22 protein-coding genes are annotated in these 15981 nt (G+C 67.8%); 9 read left to right on the forward strand and 13 right to left on the reverse strand.

Annotation, left to right across the window (positions count from 1 at the left end; translation table 11 throughout):
- Positions 1 to 4: 4 nt before the first annotated feature.
- The gene (locus ACZ5IQ_RS20760; RefSeq protein WP_212806569.1) at positions 5 to 394 is read right to left on the reverse strand and encodes a hypothetical protein; all 390 of its coding nucleotides are present in this window, start codon (positions 392 to 394) and stop codon (positions 5 to 7) included.
- A complete protein-coding gene (gene aroQ / locus ACZ5IQ_RS20765) occupies positions 391 to 834 on the reverse strand; it encodes a type II 3-dehydroquinate dehydratase (protein ID WP_020102966.1) in 444 nt (147 codons plus the stop codon). Before aroQ ends, ACZ5IQ_RS20760 begins: the two co-directional genes overlap by 4 nt.
- 39 nt (positions 835 to 873) lie before the next feature.
- Here aroQ and ACZ5IQ_RS20770 point away from each other — a divergent pair, with 39 nt between their 5' ends.
- The 3 genes from ACZ5IQ_RS20770 to whiB1 all read left to right on the forward strand — a co-directional run bounded on the left by ACZ5IQ_RS20770 (position 874) and on the right by whiB1 (position 2787).
- Positions 874 to 1269 (forward strand): YchJ family protein, encoded by a 396-nt coding sequence (locus ACZ5IQ_RS20770; RefSeq protein WP_464480189.1) that lies wholly within the window; start codon positions 874 to 876, stop codon positions 1267 to 1269.
- A gap of 52 nt (positions 1270 to 1321) precedes the next feature.
- Positions 1322 to 2281 (forward strand): diacylglycerol/lipid kinase family protein, encoded by a 960-nt coding sequence (locus ACZ5IQ_RS20775; protein ID WP_464480190.1) that lies wholly within the window; start codon positions 1322 to 1324, stop codon positions 2279 to 2281.
- Between the two features lie 251 nt (positions 2282 to 2532).
- Positions 2533 to 2787: a transcriptional regulator WhiB1 gene (gene whiB1, locus ACZ5IQ_RS20780; RefSeq protein WP_020102963.1), complete on the forward strand. Its 255-nt coding sequence runs from the start codon at positions 2533 to 2535 to the stop codon at positions 2785 to 2787.
- Positions 2788 to 2986: 199 nt separating this feature from the next.
- On the opposite strand, the gene ACZ5IQ_RS20785 is transcribed toward whiB1, so the two are convergent.
- Together ACZ5IQ_RS20785 and ACZ5IQ_RS20790 are read right to left on the reverse strand one after the other, a co-directional pair.
- Entirely contained in the window at positions 2987 to 4480 is a 1494-nt protein-coding gene (locus ACZ5IQ_RS20785) for a sensor histidine kinase (RefSeq protein WP_212806572.1), read from the reverse strand.
- Between the two features lie 27 nt (positions 4481 to 4507).
- On the reverse strand, positions 4508 to 4723 hold the full coding sequence (locus ACZ5IQ_RS20790; protein WP_036421130.1) for a biotin/lipoyl-binding carrier protein: 216 nt from the start codon (positions 4721 to 4723) through the stop codon (positions 4508 to 4510).
- A gap of 137 nt (positions 4724 to 4860) precedes the next feature.
- Here ACZ5IQ_RS20790 and ACZ5IQ_RS20795 point away from each other — a divergent pair, with 137 nt between their 5' ends.
- Positions 4861 to 4935 carry a 50S ribosomal protein bL37 gene (locus ACZ5IQ_RS20795; protein WP_085976028.1) on the forward strand — a complete coding sequence of 25 codons (75 nt, stop codon included), beginning with the start codon at positions 4861 to 4863 and terminating at the stop codon, positions 4933 to 4935.
- A gap of 55 nt (positions 4936 to 4990) precedes the next feature.
- Here the strand turns inward: ACZ5IQ_RS20795 and rsrA are convergent, their stop codons facing one another.
- Positions 4991 to 5302: a mycothiol system anti-sigma-R factor gene (rsrA, locus tag ACZ5IQ_RS20800; protein WP_212806573.1), complete on the reverse strand. Its 312-nt coding sequence runs from the start codon at positions 5300 to 5302 to the stop codon at positions 4991 to 4993.
- Complete coding sequence (locus ACZ5IQ_RS20805; RefSeq protein WP_168176135.1) at positions 5302 to 5928, reverse strand: sigma-70 family RNA polymerase sigma factor; 627 nt, start codon at positions 5926 to 5928, stop codon at positions 5302 to 5304. Before ACZ5IQ_RS20805 ends, rsrA begins: the two co-directional genes overlap by 1 nt.
- Positions 5929 to 6138: 210 nt before the next feature.
- Here ACZ5IQ_RS20805 and ACZ5IQ_RS20810 point away from each other — a divergent pair, with 210 nt between their 5' ends.
- A complete protein-coding gene (locus tag ACZ5IQ_RS20810; protein WP_212806574.1) occupies positions 6139 to 6630 on the forward strand; it encodes an aminoacyl-tRNA deacylase in 492 nt (163 codons plus the stop codon).
- Between the two features lie 23 nt (positions 6631 to 6653).
- Positions 6654 to 7502 (forward strand): SDR family oxidoreductase, encoded by an 849-nt coding sequence (locus ACZ5IQ_RS20815; protein ID WP_464480191.1) that lies wholly within the window; start codon positions 6654 to 6656, stop codon positions 7500 to 7502.
- Here the strand turns inward: ACZ5IQ_RS20815 and ACZ5IQ_RS20820 are convergent.
- Genes ACZ5IQ_RS20820 through ACZ5IQ_RS20830 form a run of 3 tightly spaced genes read right to left on the reverse strand, consistent with a single transcriptional unit; the run spans position 7499 to position 8858 of the window.
- A complete protein-coding gene (locus ACZ5IQ_RS20820) occupies positions 7499 to 7744 on the reverse strand; it encodes a hypothetical protein (protein ID WP_073698325.1) in 246 nt (81 codons plus the stop codon). The genes ACZ5IQ_RS20815 and ACZ5IQ_RS20820 overlap by 4 nt on opposite strands.
- Positions 7744 to 8628, reverse strand: a complete 885-nt coding sequence (locus tag ACZ5IQ_RS20825) for an oxygenase MpaB family protein (protein ID WP_073698324.1) — start codon at positions 8626 to 8628, stop codon at positions 7744 to 7746. The genes ACZ5IQ_RS20820 and ACZ5IQ_RS20825 overlap by 1 nt, the downstream gene beginning before the upstream one ends.
- A complete protein-coding gene (locus ACZ5IQ_RS20830) occupies positions 8625 to 8858 on the reverse strand; it encodes a hypothetical protein (protein ID WP_464480192.1) in 234 nt (77 codons plus the stop codon). The genes ACZ5IQ_RS20825 and ACZ5IQ_RS20830 overlap by 4 nt, the downstream gene beginning before the upstream one ends.
- A gap of 31 nt (positions 8859 to 8889) precedes the next feature.
- Here ACZ5IQ_RS20830 and ACZ5IQ_RS20835 point away from each other — a divergent pair, with 31 nt between their 5' ends.
- A complete protein-coding gene (locus ACZ5IQ_RS20835) occupies positions 8890 to 9651 on the forward strand; it encodes a class I SAM-dependent methyltransferase (RefSeq protein WP_464480193.1) in 762 nt (253 codons plus the stop codon).
- 2 nt (positions 9652 to 9653) lie between these two features.
- Here ACZ5IQ_RS20835 and ACZ5IQ_RS20840 read toward each other — a convergent pair whose 3' ends face one another.
- Both ACZ5IQ_RS20840 and ACZ5IQ_RS20845 read right to left on the reverse strand, forming a co-directional pair.
- A complete protein-coding gene (locus tag ACZ5IQ_RS20840; protein WP_464481494.1) occupies positions 9654 to 11099 on the reverse strand; it encodes a DUF7059 domain-containing protein in 1446 nt (481 codons plus the stop codon).
- Between the two features lie 20 nt (positions 11100 to 11119).
- Positions 11120 to 11920, reverse strand: coding sequence for an SOS response-associated peptidase (locus ACZ5IQ_RS20845; protein ID WP_464480194.1), 801 nt, complete (start codon positions 11918 to 11920; stop codon positions 11120 to 11122).
- An 18-nt stretch (positions 11921 to 11938) separates the two neighbouring features.
- On the opposite strand from ACZ5IQ_RS20845, the gene aroA reads away from it, so the two are divergent.
- The gene (aroA, locus tag ACZ5IQ_RS20850; protein ID WP_464480195.1) at positions 11939 to 13213 is read left to right on the forward strand and encodes a 3-phosphoshikimate 1-carboxyvinyltransferase; all 1275 of its coding nucleotides are present in this window, start codon (positions 11939 to 11941) and stop codon (positions 13211 to 13213) included.
- A gap of 1 nt (position 13214) precedes the next feature.
- On the forward strand, positions 13215 to 14192 hold the full coding sequence (gene rsgA / locus ACZ5IQ_RS20855; protein ID WP_346416448.1) for a ribosome small subunit-dependent GTPase A: 978 nt from the start codon (positions 13215 to 13217) through the stop codon (positions 14190 to 14192).
- Here rsgA and ACZ5IQ_RS20860 read toward each other — a convergent pair.
- Both ACZ5IQ_RS20860 and ACZ5IQ_RS20865 read right to left on the reverse strand, forming a co-directional pair.
- The gene (locus tag ACZ5IQ_RS20860; RefSeq protein WP_464480196.1) at positions 14189 to 14584 is read right to left on the reverse strand and encodes a hypothetical protein; all 396 of its coding nucleotides are present in this window, start codon (positions 14582 to 14584) and stop codon (positions 14189 to 14191) included. The genes rsgA and ACZ5IQ_RS20860 overlap by 4 nt on opposite strands.
- Positions 14585 to 14655: 71 nt before the next feature.
- Positions 14656 to 15915, reverse strand: a complete 1260-nt coding sequence (locus ACZ5IQ_RS20865) for a fatty acid desaturase family protein (RefSeq protein ID WP_346416450.1) — start codon at positions 15913 to 15915, stop codon at positions 14656 to 14658.
- Positions 15916 to 15981 lie beyond the last annotated feature (66 nt).

Here is a 15981-nt window from a genome sequence, read left to right on the forward strand (position 1 = left end):
ACCGTCACTCCCGCTTCGAGATCCACTCCACCGTGGACGGGCTGAACAACAACCCCAGCGTGACGATGGCGACGAGCGCAACCACGATGGCGTACTGCAGCTGGCCGGATTGGAAGACGTACCAGGCGACGCCGAGCAACAGCAGATTGGCGAACACCCCGATACCGCGGCCCCAGCGCCGCCCGGTGATCAGTGCCCAGCCGCCGGCGAGCACCGCCCCGCCGACGCACACCAGCCAGATCGCGTTGCCGTAACCGCTGACGATGTGCTGGTCGGCGCCGGCCAGCCCGCGCACCACGTACACCACGGCGCCGATCAGGCCGAGCGCACCTTCGGCCGCCACCAGGAAGCCGGCCCGGCGCACGGCCGGCGGATGGATCGCCGGATCACTCACTGCGACAACCGATCTGCCAGGTACCGCACCGCCAGCTCGTAGCCGATGGGCCCGGCGCCGGCGATCACCGTCTCGGCCACCGCCGACACGTAGGAGTGATGCCGGAAGGCCTCGCGCTTGTGGATGTTGCTCAAATGCACTTCGGCGACCGGCAATTCGGCTGCGGTGAGAGCGTCGGCGATGGCCACCGAGGTGTGGCTGTACGCGGCGGGGTTGATCACGATGCCGACGCAGTCGGTGCGCGCCGCCTGGATCGCGTCGACCAGTTCACCTTCGTGGTTGCTCTGCACCGCGCGCACGGAGAAGCCCAGTTGCGCCGCGAGATCGGTTACGGCCTGCTCGATCTGCGCCAACGTGGTCGAGCCGTAGATTTCCGGCTGGCGAGTGCCCAACAGGTTCAAGTTGGGCCCGTTGACGAGGAGCAGGCGGCGATCGGTCACCCACTCACGGTACCGGCTGCGAACAGGCAGAATTGTCCGGTGCCGACCAACAATCCACCGTGTCGCTGCGATACCGGGGCCGAGTATGCCGCCTGCTGCGGCCCGCTGCACCGCGGCGAGCGTGCCGCTGCCACCGCAGTGGCGCTGATGCGTTCGCGGTTCACCGCGTTCGCCCTCGGTGAGGTCGGCTACCTGCTGGCGACCTGGCATCCGGACACCCGACCGGCAGACCTCGACCTCGATGACGCCGTCACATGGCGCCGGCTGCAGATCGTCGACACCGAGGCCGGCGGCACCGACGACCCGACCGGCGTCGTGCAGTTCCGCGCGCAGTACGTGCGCGACGGCAGCCGGCACATCCTGCACGAACGCAGCCGATTCACCCGCGGCGACGACGGCGGCTGGCTGTACGTCGACGGCGACTTCGTGGACTAGCCGCCGGGCGACCGAGTTGCCGACGGTCGCGGCGCGGATAGGCTCGTCACCCGTGCGTGCCGTGCTGATCGTGAATCCGAACGCAACCTCGACGACCCCGGCAGGCCGGGACCTCCTTGCCCACGCGCTGGAGAGCCGCGTCGACCTCACCGTCGCGCATACCGACCACCGTGGCCATGCCATCGAGATCGGGCACCAGGCCGCCGCTGACGGCACCGACGTGGTGATCGTGCACGGCGGCGACGGCACCGTGAATGAAGTGGTCAACGGCATCCTCGGGCACGCCAATGGCGTGCCGGGCGCCTCCAACACCGCCGTCGGCGTGGTGCCCGGCGGCTCGGCGAACGTGTTCGCCCGGGCCCTCGGCATCAGCCCCGATCCACTGGAGGCGACGAACCAGCTCGTCGACCTGCTCAGCGATTACCGCCGGGGCGTGCCCTGGCGCCGCATCGGGCTGATGGACTGCGGTGACCGCTGGTCGGTGTTCACCGCCGGTATGGGCGTCGACGGTGAGGTCGTGGCGGCCGTCGAGGCGCAGCGGGCCAAAGGCCGCAAGGTGACCGCGTCGCGGTACATCCGGGTGGCGATCCGCGAGGCCGTCGGCAGCGCCCGCAAGCCCCCGCGGTTGACGCTGCACCTGCCGGACCGTGAGCCGGTCACCGGTGTGCACTTCGCGTTCGTGTCGAATGCCAGCCCGTGGACCTACGCCAACAGCCGGCCGGTCTGGACCAACCCCACAACGACGTTCGAAACGGGGCTGGGCGTCTTCGCGACCACGAGCATGGGCATCTGGGCCAACCTGCGATTGCTACGACGGATGCTGTCGCGTACGCCACAGATTGAAGGCCCGCACCTGATCCGCGATGACGACCTGCCGTGGCTGCGCGTGACAAGTGACACACCTATCGCGTGTCAGATCGACGGAGATTTCGTTGGCCTGCGCGAAAGCATGACGTTCACGGCGGTGCCGGCGGCTCTCAATGTGGTCGCGCCCCCAGCAAAAACACAGTGACCAGCGATCTTGGTAACACTTTGCAAAATTTAGGGCGCAGGTGGGCCCAGTGTAGTACAACTGGTTCAGGGGCCTGCCAACGCGGGTCCGCAGTGACATTGCCCACGAGTTAACGCGCCGCTATTGACATCTGTCCAGCCTGTGAAAACATCAGATGCAACAGTGCAGAAACATTTCGTGTGCACCCGTTAACAGCCGAAGTGAAAAAAACATTGCGCGCTTTGCTGCGCGCCCAGTGAGGAGTGTTGACCATGGATTGGCGCCACAAGGCGGTCTGTCGCGACGAGGATCCGGAACTGTTCTTCCCCGTGGGAAACAGCGGCCCGGCCATCGCTCAGATCGCTGACGCGAAGCTCGTGTGCAACCGCTGCCCGGTGACCACCGAGTGCCTGAGCTGGGCACTCGAGTCCGGCCAGGATGCGGGTGTCTGGGGCGGCATGAGCGAAGACGAGCGTCGCGCGCTGAAGCGTCGCAACGCCCGCACCAAGGCCCGCACCAGCGTCTAGCCACGGCATTCGAAAAATGACCCCGGCGACGAGCCGGGGTCATTTTTTGTGGGGCAGGGCCGATGGCCGGCCCCGCTCGCGAATGTGCCGTCAGATCGTCGAATCAGCGATTTTCGTGATCTGTGTGCACGCTCGCGGCGGGTGACCAAACGCGAAACATATTGCACGGCTGGGTTATTGCGCGGCTCGGCCCCTGCACCTACTGCGCGGCTCGGCCGCGGCGACCAATGGGCACCCGCAGCACCACATCCGTGCCACCACCCGGCGCCGCATTCATGCTCAGCGTCCCGTCGAGAACCGACGACACCTGCGTCTGCACGATCTGCAGCCCCAGCCGGTCCGAGTTCTCGAGCGTGAATCCGTCGGGCAAGCCATGGCCGTCGTCGTGCACGACGACGTCGAGCCAGCGCGCCGACCGGTCCGACTTGATGGTCACGCTGCCCTGCTCGGTACTCGGATCAAAAGCGTGCTCGATGGCGTTCTGCACCAGCTCGGTGATGACCATGATCAGCGCGTGCGCGCGGTCGGCGTCCAGGACACCCAGATCACCCTCACGCCGCACCCGGATGGGGGCGCCCAGCGAGGCCAGGTCGTTCATCATCGGCAGGATGCGGTCGATGACCTCATCGAGGTTCACTTCCTCGTCCACCGACAGCGACAGGGCGTCGTGCACCAGCGCGATCGACGACACCCGGCGCACCGAATCCAGTAGCGCCTCGCGCGCCTCGGCGTTGTTCATTCGCCGGGACTGCAGCCGCAGCAATGCCGCCACCGTCTGCAGGTTGTTCTTCACCCGGTGGTGAATCTCACGGATCGTGGCGTCCTTGGACAGCAGCGCGCGGTCCCGCCGCTTGATCTCGGTGACGTCGCGAACCAGCACCGCCGCACCCACGGCCTGCCCGCCCACGGACAGCGGGATGGTGCGCAGCAGCACCGCCGCGCCGCCGGCGTCGATCTCCATGCGCATGCTGGAGCCGCCCGCCAGCAGATCCCGGACGTGGTTCGCCAGTTCCTGCGCGTCGAAGGGATCGGAGATCAGCGGCCGGGTGACGCTGATCAGGTTCTGCCCGTCCAGCTCGGTGGCCAGCCCCATGCGGTGATACGCCGAGATGGCGTTGGGGCTGGCGAACGTCACGACGCCGTCGACGTCCAGCCGGATCAGGCCGTCACCGACGCGAGGGCTGGACCGCGACATCGGCACGTCACCGACGTTCGGGAACGTCCCCTCGGCCAGCATGCGCAGCAGATCGCGGGCGCAGTCCAGATAGGCCCGCTCGAGTGGCGCCACCTTGCGGCGGTCGGCGAGCGCAGTCTGGTGCGTGAGCACCGCGACCACGTCATTGCCGTAGCGGACCGGGACGGCCTCCAGGTTCAGTCGCGAATCACCTTGTACGGCGGCGCTTTCGGCTCCCCGGCCGATGAGCCCGGTCTCGAAGGCCGCCGTGACGGCGGGCATGTCCGCGGCAGAGTTGATGGTCCCGACCGCGTCGGCGAACAGCACCGTCAGCGCGGTGTTGGGCCGAATCTGGGCCACGCACACCAGTGCCCCGTCGTCGCGCCGGACCCACATGAGGTAATCGGCGAACGACAGGTCGGAAAGCAGCTGCCATTCACCGACCACGGCGTGCAGGTGGTCGACCGCATTGCCGGGCAGGACCGTGTGCTCGGCGAGCAGATCACCGAGTGTGGACACGTCTCGTTATCCCGTTCTGGGGGTTGCCTAGCCGATGACGGCGATCAGGTCGCCGGCCTGGATCACGTCGCCGACGGCCACGTTGACGGACGTCACCGTGCCGGCGACCTCGGCCAGCACCGGAATCTCCATCTTCATCGACTCGAGGAGCACCACCGTGTCACCCTCGCCGATCTGGTCGCCCTCGCGAACCACGACCTCGAGCACACTGGCCACGATTTCAGCGCGAACGTCCTCAGCCATCTTCACCCCACTCGTCTACGTATCTGTACGCAGGCGGTGCCTGCGGCCTCTATTGCACCACAGCACCACGGTTTGCAATTGGGTGGCGTGGCCGTGCGACACTGTAGGGCGAGCAACCGAACCTTTGGAGGACCATCATGGCCAAGCGTGGCCGCAAGAAGCGTGACCGTAAGCACTCGAAGGCCAACCACGGCCGGCGTCCCAACGCCTGACCCACGCCTTCAAAAAACCGCCCGGCTCCTCACGGAACCGGGCGGTTTTTCGTTGTCAGCCGCGGACGATGGTGGTGCGGCTGATCTCGAGCTTCAGGCGCGCCCGCAGGCCCTCAGGAGCCTTCTCGCCGCTGCACTTGGTGGCGATCAGTGCCTTCACCCGCTCCTCGATGCCGTACTGGCGCAGGCAGGTGGGGCATTCCTCCAGGTGGACCCGCAGCTTGTCGCGCGTCTCCGTGGTGCATTCGCCGTCCAGCAGCGTCCATACCTCGGCGATCACCGCGGCGCATTCGGGATGCTCCGGGTCGACCGGGCCGATCGGCGGCTGGAAGTCGTGCCCCTCGGGGCGGGTGAACTCCTCGCCCATCAGGACACCTCCTGGGTGTCGAGGCTCTCTCCACGGAGGAAGCCCCGGTCGCGGGCGACGCCCGTCAACAGTTCACGCAGCTGCTTGCGGCCACGGTGAAGGCGGGACATCACCGTCCCGATCGGGGTATCCATGATTTCGGCGATCTCCTTGTACGGGAAGCCCTCGACGTCGGCGTAGTACACCGCCATCCGGAACTCTTCCGGCAACGCTTGCAGCGCCGCCTTGATTTCAGTGTCCGGCAGTGCCTCCAGCGCTTCAACCTCAGCTGACCGCAGACCGGTCGACGAGTGCTCGGCGTTGGACGCCAGCTGCCAGTCGGTGATCTCGTCAGTCGGGTATTCCGCCGGCTGCCGCTGCTTCTTGCGGTAGCTGTTGATGTACGTGTTGGTCATGATCCGGTACAGCCACGCCTTGAGGTTCGTGCCCTCACGGAACGAGTGGAAGGCCGAATAGGCCTTCACCATGGTCTCCTGGACCAGGTCCTCGGCGTCCGCAGGATTGCGCGTCATGCGCAGCGCACCGCCGTAGAGCTGATCGAGCAGCGGAATCGCATCGCGCTCGAACCGCGCCGTCAGCTCCGCGTCGCTCTCGACCGCGGAACCCAGCCCGTCGATGTCGGTCATCGTGATCGAGACCGTCCCTTCTGTCGCGGCGCCACGCAACAGGTCCGGTAACTCGACCGGACGTTCCAGACATGCCGTTGGCACCTGTGTCCCCTTCCGTCCGATCCTAGAGGCTGCGACCGACAAGTTCGCGAGCCATTAATTGACCATGCTGACGGGAGTAACAGCACCGCACCACACAGTTGTTCCCGGCCTCTACGCTTGCCAGCCATGGCGAGCGCGGCAACACCGGCGATCAAGGCCCTGCAGGCCGCGGGAATCGGCTACGAGATCCGGCAGTTCCGGCACGACCCGCGGGCCACGTCGTTCGGCGACGAGGCCGTCATCGAGCTGGCGGCGGAGGGGTTCGTCGCGGCGCAGATCTTCAAGACGCTGGTGCTGGCGATCCCCGGTGGCCTGGCCGTCGCGGTGCTGCCCGTGCCCGACAAGCTGTCGTTCAAGGCCGCCGCCGCGGCGCTCGGCGTACCCAAGGCCGAGATGGCCGAGCAGGCCGCCGCACAACGCGCCACGGGCTATGTCGTCGGCGGCATCTCCCCGTTGGGGCAACGCAAATCGCTGCCCACGGTCGTGGACCGGTCGGCACTCGACTGGGACCGGGTGCTGTGCAGCGCCGGCAAACGCGGATTGGACCTCGTGCTGGCCCCCGCCGACCTGGTGGCCGCCACCTCGGCGGTGACTGCCGAGATATGTACTCCGCGGTAACTCCGGCGGCATAGGGTGTGCGCATGACACTGTCCGGGAAGACCATGTTCATCTCCGGTGCCAGCCGTGGCATCGGTCTGGCCATCGCCAAGAAGTTCGCGGCCGACGGCGCGAACGTCGCGCTGCTCGCCAAGACCGCCGAACCCCATCCCAAGCTGGACGGCACCGTCTACACCGCGGCCAAGGAGATCGAAGAGGTCGGTGGCCAGGCGCTGCCGATCGTCGGCGACGTCCGCGACCCCGACTCGGTCACCGCCGCCGTGGCCCAGGCAGTCGCACAGTTCGGCGCCATCGACGTCTGCGTCAACAATGCCTCGGCCATCAACCTCGGCTCCATCGAAGAGGTGCCGATGAAGCGCTTCGACCTGATGAACGGTATCCAGATCCGCGGCACCTACGCCGTCTCGCAGGCGTGTATCCCCCACATGAAGGGCCGCGAGAACCCGCACATCCTGACCCTGTCGCCGCCCATCCGGATGGAATCGGAGTGGCTGAAGCCGACCGCGTACATGATGGCGAAGTACGGAATGACGTTGTGCGCGTTGGGTATCGCCGAAGAGATGCGCGAGGCCGGCATCGCCTCGAACACGTTGTGGCCGCGCACCCTGGTCGCCACTGCCGCGGTGCAGAACCTGCTCGGCGGTGACGAGGCGATGGCCAAGGCCCGCAAGCCCGAGGTGTACTCCGACGCCGCCTACGCCATCTTCAACAAGCCGGCTCGCGAATACACCGGCCAGAGCCTGCTGTGCGAGGACGTGCTGCTGGAATCCGGCGTCACCGACCTGTCGGTGTACAACTGCACCCCCAACGCCGATCTCGGCGTCGATCTGTGGGTGGACACCCCCAACCCGCCGGGATACACCGGCCCCTAATCGGAGGCCGGGCAGATCTCCACACCCGTGACCATCGGCGGCCACGCCACCGTCACCTCGACCAGCGCCGCCAGCGGCGCGATCGCGGGAAATGCCCGGTCCCACTGTTTCTGCACCTGCTGCACCGCATGGGGATGCATGACTGTCCACACCATCCCCACCAACAGGTACGGCAGTGCCATCCACAGCAGGAATTCGGCCATCGCGCCGACGCTGACCCGTCGGCTGAGCAGGCGGCGCATCAGATCAACTCCCCGTCCCGGCGAATCTGCCTGCGCACGTAGGCCAACAGCGCGTAACTGCCGGCCTGCCGGATGAACAGCGGCAGGAACCGGTTGACGAAGGCGACCAGCCGGAACAAGGTTTCGAACAGATACTGGCGGCCCCCGCCCCACGACATCCCCATCGCATCCCGGAACACCGGCGCCAGGAAGCCCCCCGTCAGGAACATCAGCAGGGGCCGAAACGGCAGGGCCAGAACCGGATTGATCATCTTCAGGCGCACCAGGTCCGTCAGGTAGGCGCGGACGGTGTCATCGATGGCCACCTTGGCACAGGCCGCGGTCCAGTAGTCGTCGAACTCGGCGCGGGTGGCCGGCCACTGCTCGTCGGTGACCTGCAACGTGGTGCCCAGCGGAGCGGCGGACCGGTAGAACTGCTCGGACAACTCGGGTGTCAGCTCGCCGCGCAGCAGTTGATGGACGTCCTCCATACCGACGAACAGGCAGGCGGCGACCCACATCTGCAGATCACGGTCAAAAGCGTTGTAGCGCACCGGACTGTCGGGACCGGACCGCACCTGGCGGTGCGCCGTGTCGACGGCCTTGCGCATGGCTGCCCGGTCCTCCTCGGTGCCGAGGATGGCCACCGCGAGGTATTGGAACGTGGTGCGGGCCCGCTTCCACGGATGTTTGAGCAGGTTTCCCGAGTCGACCTTGCTCTCGACCACGCCGTGCCCGACACCCGGCCAGGACAGCTGCATGATGACGTTGGCGGCGCTGGCCGCGGCACCCCAGAAGTCCGCGGCGTCGGCAATGGTCACCGGGTACTCGTCCCAGCGCGCGGTGCGGCGCCGAATCTGGATGCGGCACTGCGCGATGGTCAGTGCAGGTGATTCGCCGGTCATGGCAGGCACATGTTCGTCAGCAACAGCATCGGCCAGAACACCACGGTCCGCGCGAACACCAGCACCCGGTCCACACCGTGCGCCGCCTCGAAGGTGCCGGTGTGGGTGACGGCCCACAGCACGCCGAGCACCAGATAGGGCGCGGCGGGCATGGCGGCGGTGCCCAGCCACTCCGCGATCGTCATCTCGAAGCCGAAGATGCCCGGTGCACGTTCTTCGTCGTCGGTCATGGTGCTTTCAACCTAGGCATACAGTGGCCGCATGTCGACGTGGTCAGTCGGACGGTATGAGGCCGTCGCCGAATTCATCGCACCCATCGCCTTCGAGGTGGTCGACGCGGTGCCGCATGGGCCGGGCACCGCACTGGTCGACCTGGCCTGCGGGACCGGTAACGCGTCGCTGCACGCGGCCGGCCTCGGCGCCCAGGTCACCGGTGTCGACATCACGCCGGAGTTGCTCGCCATCGCCGCAGCCAAACCCGGTGGTGACGCGGTCGAGTGGGTCGCGGCCGACGCGTCGGCCACCGGACTGCCCGACGCCTCCTTCGACACCGCGGTGTCCAACATGGGCGTCATCTTCGTCGAACCGACAACGATGGTCGCCGAGCTGGCAAGACTGCTCAAACCCGGTGGCGCCCTCGGGTTTTCGACATGGGTCAAGGCCGGGGACAATCCGTTCTTCACCCCGGTCGTCGAGGTGCTGGGACAACCCGAGCCCGGCCCGTACTCACCCGATCAGTGGGGCGTACCCGAGCTCGTCCACGAGCGGCTGGCTACCGATTTCGCCGACGTCGCCATCGAAAACAGCGTGCTCGTCTGGCGATTCGGCTCCGTGGCGGACGCGGTGCGCTTCGTCACCGACGAATCACCCATGCACGTCACCACGTTGACGTACCTGGACGACGAGACCCGGAGCCGACTCGTCGCGGCCTTCACCGCAGCGTTCACCGCGCACGAATCACCCGACGGCACCGTCGCCTTCGACGCGCCGTACGCGGTGATCACGGCACGGCGCCGGAGCTGAATTCAGTTGGCCTGATACAGGATTCCGCGGGCGATGGCCTCGCGAATCTCCGGCAGCGCCGCCTCCGCCAGGGCGTCGGCATCGACACCGTGATGCGCGGCGAGCAGCCCGATCAGTGTGCCCAGCGGCACCTCACCGCGGCAGCCGGCCAGCAGCGCGGTGAACACCTCGTCCACCCCGAGGACCGCGCCCGGCCCGCCGGGACGCCGGACCGCGCACCCGATCTCCTGCCAGCCATCCGGCCCCGGCAGTGAATGCTGTTCCAGCAGTACCGGAGCGGTCGACAGCCGGGCGGCCAACAGCGCCTCGTCGGAGGTGTCGCGCAGGTAGGCCCGGCGGGCGAAGAACGCCTCCACCTCGATACCCGTGATGGGTTCGTCGGTGATCTCCTCGAGGATCTGCTCGGGCGCTTCACCGGGACGCGGCACGCGCAGCGAGATCAGTCCCATGCCGATCCCGGTGATGCCCTCGGCGTCGAACCAGTCCAGCCAGTCGGCGCCGCGCTGCGCGATCTGTTCCGCGGACTCCCCCGCGTCGGCCAGCCACAGTGACACATAGCTGACCGGGTCGGCCAGTTCCCGTTGCACCACCCAGGCGTGCAGTCCGGTGCCGGTCAGCCAGTCCTGCACCCGGGACCGCCAATCATCATCCCGGACAATCCAATTGGCCATGATCTGCGCGGTGCCACCGGGCGTCAGGTAGTTGCCGACGTTCTCGATGATGGTGCGGCACAGTCCATCTCCGGCCACCCCCGAGTCGCGGTAGATGTAGTCCTGGGCGCCGGCGCCCACCACGAACGGCGGGTTGGACACGATCAGGTCGAACCGCTCCCCCGCCACCGGCTCGAACAGGCTGCCGGGCCGCAGATCCCACGACATGCCGTTGAGCCCCGCGGTGGCCCGCGCCAGCGTCAGCGCCCGCGGGTTGGTGTCGGTGGCGACGATGTCGGCGCAGTGCCCGTTCAGGTGCAGTGCCTGGATGCCGCAGCCGGTGCCCAGATCGAGCGCACGCTGCACCGGGGTGCGAATCACGGCCCGCGCCAACGACATCGACGCACCGCCGATGCCGAGCACATGCTCGTGCTCGACCGGCCCGCCGCGCAGGGCGGCATCCTGGTCGGAGACGACGAAAAAATCGCGAATCCCGTCCGAATGCGGGCGGATGTCGAGAATCGCCCGGACGGTGTCGTCCACCTGCAGCACGCCGGCCGCCGCCAGCTCGGCCAGGCCGGCCGACGGGAACGCCGCCTGCACCTGGTCCACGGGTTCGTCGGTGCCGAGCAGGAACAGCCGCACCAGCGTGGCCAGGCGACCACCGCCGGACGTGGCCCGCAGCGCCGGCCACCACACGCCGCGGCCCATGGCGGCATTCGCGTCGTCGCCGAGCAGTTCGGCCACCCCGTCGGTGGTGTATCCGGCCGAGCGCAGATCAGCGCCGAGGGCTTCCATCAACAACGGGTCCAGGGCGGTCAAAACAGGGTTCCTTCGGGTTCGTTCTTGGCGGGCTCGATGAGTTCTGGGCCGTTGTTGCGAATGCTGTTGACCAACTTGGACACCTCACGGGTGACGATGCGGTCCAGGTCGCCGTGGCCGCGCAGCAGACCCTCGTCGATGGGCGCGTCAGGGTCCAGCCAGCGGTCCCAGTCACCGGCACTGATGGTCAGCGGCATGCGGTCGTGGATGCCGGCCAGCGGCCCGACCGACTCCGTCGTGATGATGGTGCAGCTGACCAGGGGCAGGCTGTCCTTGGGCGCGCCGTCCGGCCGCCACGTCGACCACAGACCCGCCATGAACAGCAGCTCGTCGTCGGCGGCGTGCATGTAGAACGGCGTCTTGGTGGCCTTCTTGCCGTCGGCGGCCGGGTTGGGCCGCCACTCGTACCAGCCGTCCATCGGGATGAGGCAGCGCTTCGATTTCGCCGAGCCCCGGAACGCCGGTGACGTGGTCAGCGTCTCGGCCCGCGCGTTGATCAGCAGCGGGCCCTTGGTGTCGGGCGCGCCGTCGGCCGTGGTCTTCACCCACGGCGGGATCAGGCCCCAGCGCATCGACCGGACCCGGCGGGTCGCCTCGTCGTCGGGCTCGGAATGCCGCCGGACCACGGTGCTGATGGTCGTGGTCGGCGCGACGTTGTAGTTGGCCGACGGCGTCGTGCTGCCCTGTTCACCGCCGTCTTTGGCGGCGTCCGACGCCTTGGCATTGGTCTCGTCCAGAGCCTGGATTTTCTCGGCCAGCAGCGCCGGGTCGGTGGTGACTGCAAATCGCCCGCACATACCAGGCAGGATAGGGGCATGGAACTCTGGCCCGCACCGTCGGTGACCGGTCCGGTGCAGGCCACTGTCACCGTGCCGGGATCGAAGTCGCAGACCAACCGAGCGCTGATCCTGGCAGCCCTGGCCACCCCGCAGGGCACCTCGACCGTCAGCGGCGCACTCCGCAGCCGCGACACCAACCTGATGATCGGCGCGCTGCAGGCCCTCGGCGTGACGATCACGGGTGACGGCACGGAACTGACCGTCGGCGGCGCCATCGCCCCGTCCGGGGACGTGCGCATCGACTGCGGTCTGGCCGGCACCGTGCTGCGGTTCGTCCCGCCGGTCGCGGCCCAGGGCACCGGGGCCGTCGTGTTTGATGGCGACGAGCAGGCCAAGACGCGCCCCATCACCCCGCTGCTCGACGCCATGCGCGGCCTCGGCGTCGACATCGACGGCGACGGCATGCCGTTCACCGTGTCGGGCACCGGGTCGGTGGCCGGCGGCGAGGTCCGGATCGACGCGTCGTCGTCGTCGCAGTTCGTGTCCGGACTGTTGTTGTCGGGGGCCACGTTCCGCGACGGCCTGACGGTCATCCACACCGGTGCGGCGGTGCCGTCACAGCCGCACGTCGAGATGACCATCACGATGCTGCGCGAAGCGGGCGTCGAGGTCGACGACAGCGAGCCGAACCGCTGGCACGTGGCGCCCGGGCCGATCGCGGCGCGGCACTGGGCCATCGAGCCCGACCTGTCGAACTCGGTGCCGTTCCTCGCGGCCGCCGCGGTGACCGGCGGCACGGTGCGGCTGGCCCACTGGCCGCAGCAGAGCGTGCAGCCGTCGGGCGACATTCTCGCATTGCTGGACAAGCTGAACACCGTTGTGCAGGTGGTCGATTCGCACCTGGAGGTCCGGGGCGCGCAGAGCTACGGCGGCTTCGACGCCGATCTGAAGGCCGTCGGCGAGCTGGCGCCGTCGATGGCCGCACTCGCCGCGCTGGCGAGCCCGGGTTCGGTGTCGACACTGTCGGGCATCGCGCACCTGCGCGGGCACGAGACCGACCGGCTGGCCGCGCTGACCAACGAGATCAACGGGCTGGGCGGCCAGTGCCGCGAGACCGACGACGGTCTGGTCATCACGGCCGTGCCGCTGCACGAAGGCACCTGGCGGTCCTACGCCGACCACCGGATGGCCACCGCCGGCGCGATCATCGGCCTGCGGGTGCCCGGCGTGCAGGTGGAGGACATCGCCACCACGGCCAAGACGCTGCCGGACTTCCCCGGTATGTGGGCAGACCTGCTGGCCGGGAAATAGCTTGCGGGAGTACGACGAATCAGATGTCCGGGTGCGCTCGGGCAAGGGTTCGCGTCCCCGCACCAAGAACCGGCCGACGCACGCCGACGCCCGCGAGGCCATGGTCGTCACCGTCGACCGCGGCCGCTGGGGCTGTGCGCTGGACGGCAATCCCGACCACATCGTCACCGCGATGCGGGCCCGTGAACTGGGCCGCACCCCGATCGTCGTCGGCGACTCGGTGGGGATCGTCGGCGACCTGTCGGGCAAGCCCGACACCCTGGCCCGCATCGTGCGCCGCGACGAACGCCGAACCGTGTTGCGCCGCACCGCCGATGACACCGACCCCACCGAACGGGTGGTGGTCGCCAACGCCGACCAGTTGTTGATGGTCGTCGCCCTGGCCGATCCGCCGCCGCGCGCCGGGCTGGTGCAGCGTGCCCTGATCGCCGCGTACGTCGGTGGGCTGCGGCCGATCCTGTGCCTGACGAAGAACGATCTGGCGCCGGCCGAGCCGTTCGCCGCCGAGTTCGCCGGCCTGGACCTGACGATCATCACCGCCGGCCGCGACGATCCGCTCGACGCCGTCGCGCCCCTGCTCGAGGGCAAGGTCACCGTGCTGCTCGGCCATTCCGGTGTCGGCAAGTCGACGCTGGTGAATCGCCTTGTGCCCGAGGCAGACCGGGCCACCGGTGAGGTCTCGGGCGTCGGGAAGGGCAAGCACACGTCCACGCAGTCGGTGGCGCTGCCGCTCGACGACGGCTGGGTCGTCGATACCCCGGGCATCCGGTCCTTCGGCCTCGCGCACATCCAGCCCGACGACGTGCTGATGGCGTTCTCGGACCTCGCCGAGGCCATCGAGGACTGCCCCCGCGGCTGCGGGCACATGGGGCCACCGGCCGACCCGGAATGCGCGCTCGACACGCTCACCGGCCCGGCCGTCGACCGCGTCGAGGCGGCCCGTCGCCTCCTCGCGGTGCTGAACGAGCCGACGTACTAGCGGGCCACCAGCATCGTCGCGCGGTAGTCCGTCAGCGCAATGGTGCCCGGCGTCTCGGGATACGGGTCCAGCGAGCGCAATTCGACGATGTACCCACCGACCGTATCGGTCAGGTGGGTCTGCCCCGGCGCGGGATTGGTGTCGAACTCCAGCGTGGTCGGCTGCTGACCGTCTGCGGTGACGACGACAGCGATCCGGGCCGCCCCCGTCCAGACGCATGACACGCGCTTGGGGCAGCGCGAATCATCAAGCACCCGATCGAATTTCAGCCGCAGCCCGGCGCCGTCGACCATCGCGGACTGCCCGCCGGCGAGGACGAACTCGTGGCCCAGTTTCGCCGTGGCGGTGTCGGGTCGCGCCTGTCCCGGGATGCAGGCGACGGCGAGTGCCACCGCCGGCAGCACGACAAGAAAACGCGAAAACCCCCAAAACCTGGTGGTTTTGGGGGTTTTCACGAGACTTGCTAGGCGGCGGCGGCGCGCTTGGCCCGACGGCGGCGGCCACGCACGGTGGCGATGGCCGTCTTCAGACCGCGCTTGTTGCCGGTCGCCGGGTCGATGGCGCCGAAGCTCTCGTCGAGCTCGACGAACATCCGCTCGCTGCGGGTCTCCGGGGCATCGTCGACGGTGTCGATCAGATACTTGTCCGGCACCGACAGCTTGGCGATGGTGCGCCACGTCTTGCCGTACTGCACCAGGAAGTTCCCGGTGGTGTAGGGCAGGTCGTACTTCTCGCACAGCGCCCGAACGCGGATCGAGATCTCGTACAGCCGGTTGCTGGGCAGGTCCGGGTACAGGTGATGCTCGATCTGGTGGCTCAGGTTGCCGCTCATGAAGCGCAGCACCGGGCCCGAGTTGAAGTTGGCACTGCCCAGCATCTGGCGCAGGTACCACTCGCCCTTGGACTCGCCGACCATGTCGGTCTTGGTGAACTTCTCTGCGCCATCGGGGAAATGGCCGCAGAAGATCACCGCGTTGGCCCACACGTTGCGGATGACGTTGGCCAGGAAGTTGGCCTTCATCGTCGACTTGTACGTGGCACCCGGGGACAAAGACGTGAGCGCGGGGTACGCGACATAGTCCTTGGTCAGCTGGTGCACGGCCTTGGTGCTGAACTCACGCACGCGGACCATGGTCGCCTTGCGGTCGTCGCGGCCCTTGAAGATCTTGCCGAGCTCCAGGTGCTGCAGACCGACGCCCCACTCGAACAGCAACGCCAGGACGGTGTTGAACCCGAGGTTGAAGAGGTGGTGCGGCTTCCACTTGATGTCACGAGTGACGCGCAGCAGACCGTAGCCCACATCGTCGTCCATCCCGAGGATGTTCGTGTACTTGTGGTGCATGAAGTTGTGGGTGAACCGCCAGTGCTTGGAGACCCCGTTCATGTCCCACTCCCACGTCGAGGAGTGAATCTCGGGATCGTTCATCCAGTCCCACTGGCCGTGCATGACGTTGTGGCCGATCTCCATGTTCTCGATGATCTTGGCCACGCCCAGGGTGCTTGCCCCGGCCCACCAGTACGCCCGCTTCGAGCTGCGCAACAGCAGCAGGCGGCCGGCTACTTCGAGAGCACGTTGTGCCGCGATGGTGCGGCGGATGTACCGGGCGTCGCGGACGCCGCGGGATTCTTCGATGTCTTGCCGGATCGCGTCCAGCTCAACGCCCAGAGCCTCGATATCGGCTTCGGTCAGGTGCGCGAACTCAGGTACGTCAGTGACTGCCATATCGACCTCCTTCCAGTTACCTACGCTAGCGTAACCTACTCAACCGTAGGTTGCTAGACAGCAAAT

The organism is Mycobacterium toneyamaense, assembly GCF_055384815.1.

Excerpts from the sequence above, each read along its gene's own strand:
- rsrA (WP_212806573.1), bottom strand. The coding sequence starts at position 5,302 with ATGGGCGAGGAGTTCACCCGCCCCGAGGGGCACGACTTCCAGCCGCCG.
- whiB1 (WP_020102963.1), top strand. The coding sequence starts at position 2,533 with ATGGATTGGCGCCACAAGGCGGTCTGTCGCGACGAGGATCCGGAACTG.
- ACZ5IQ_RS20790 (WP_036421130.1), bottom strand. The coding sequence starts at position 4,723 with ATGGCTGAGGACGTTCGCGCTGAAATCGTGGCCAGTGTGCTCGAGGTC.
- ACZ5IQ_RS20805 (WP_168176135.1), bottom strand. The coding sequence starts at position 5,928 with ATGACCGACATCGACGGGCTGGGTTCCGCGGTCGAGAGCGACGCGGAG.
- ACZ5IQ_RS20825 (WP_073698324.1), bottom strand. The coding sequence starts at position 8,628 with ATGACCGGCGAATCACCTGCACTGACCATCGCGCAGTGCCGCATCCAG.
- ACZ5IQ_RS20865 (WP_346416450.1), bottom strand. The coding sequence starts at position 15,915 with ATGGCAGTCACTGACGTACCTGAGTTCGCGCACCTGACCGAAGCCGAT.
- ACZ5IQ_RS20845 (WP_464480194.1), bottom strand. The coding sequence starts at position 11,920 with ATGTGCGGGCGATTTGCAGTCACCACCGACCCGGCGCTGCTGGCCGAG.
- ACZ5IQ_RS20810 (WP_212806574.1), top strand. The coding sequence starts at position 6,139 with ATGGCGAGCGCGGCAACACCGGCGATCAAGGCCCTGCAGGCCGCGGGA.
- ACZ5IQ_RS20835 (WP_464480193.1), top strand. The coding sequence starts at position 8,890 with ATGTCGACGTGGTCAGTCGGACGGTATGAGGCCGTCGCCGAATTCATC.
- ACZ5IQ_RS20815 (WP_464480191.1), top strand. The coding sequence starts at position 6,654 with ATGACACTGTCCGGGAAGACCATGTTCATCTCCGGTGCCAGCCGTGGC.
- aroA (WP_464480195.1), top strand. The coding sequence starts at position 11,939 with ATGGAACTCTGGCCCGCACCGTCGGTGACCGGTCCGGTGCAGGCCACT.
- ACZ5IQ_RS20840 (WP_464481494.1), bottom strand. The coding sequence starts at position 11,099 with ATGGAAGCCCTCGGCGCTGATCTGCGCTCGGCCGGATACACCACCGAC.
- ACZ5IQ_RS20830 (WP_464480192.1), bottom strand. The coding sequence starts at position 8,858 with ATGACCGACGACGAAGAACGTGCACCGGGCATCTTCGGCTTCGAGATG.
- ACZ5IQ_RS20820 (WP_073698325.1), bottom strand. The coding sequence starts at position 7,744 with ATGCGCCGCCTGCTCAGCCGACGGGTCAGCGTCGGCGCGATGGCCGAA.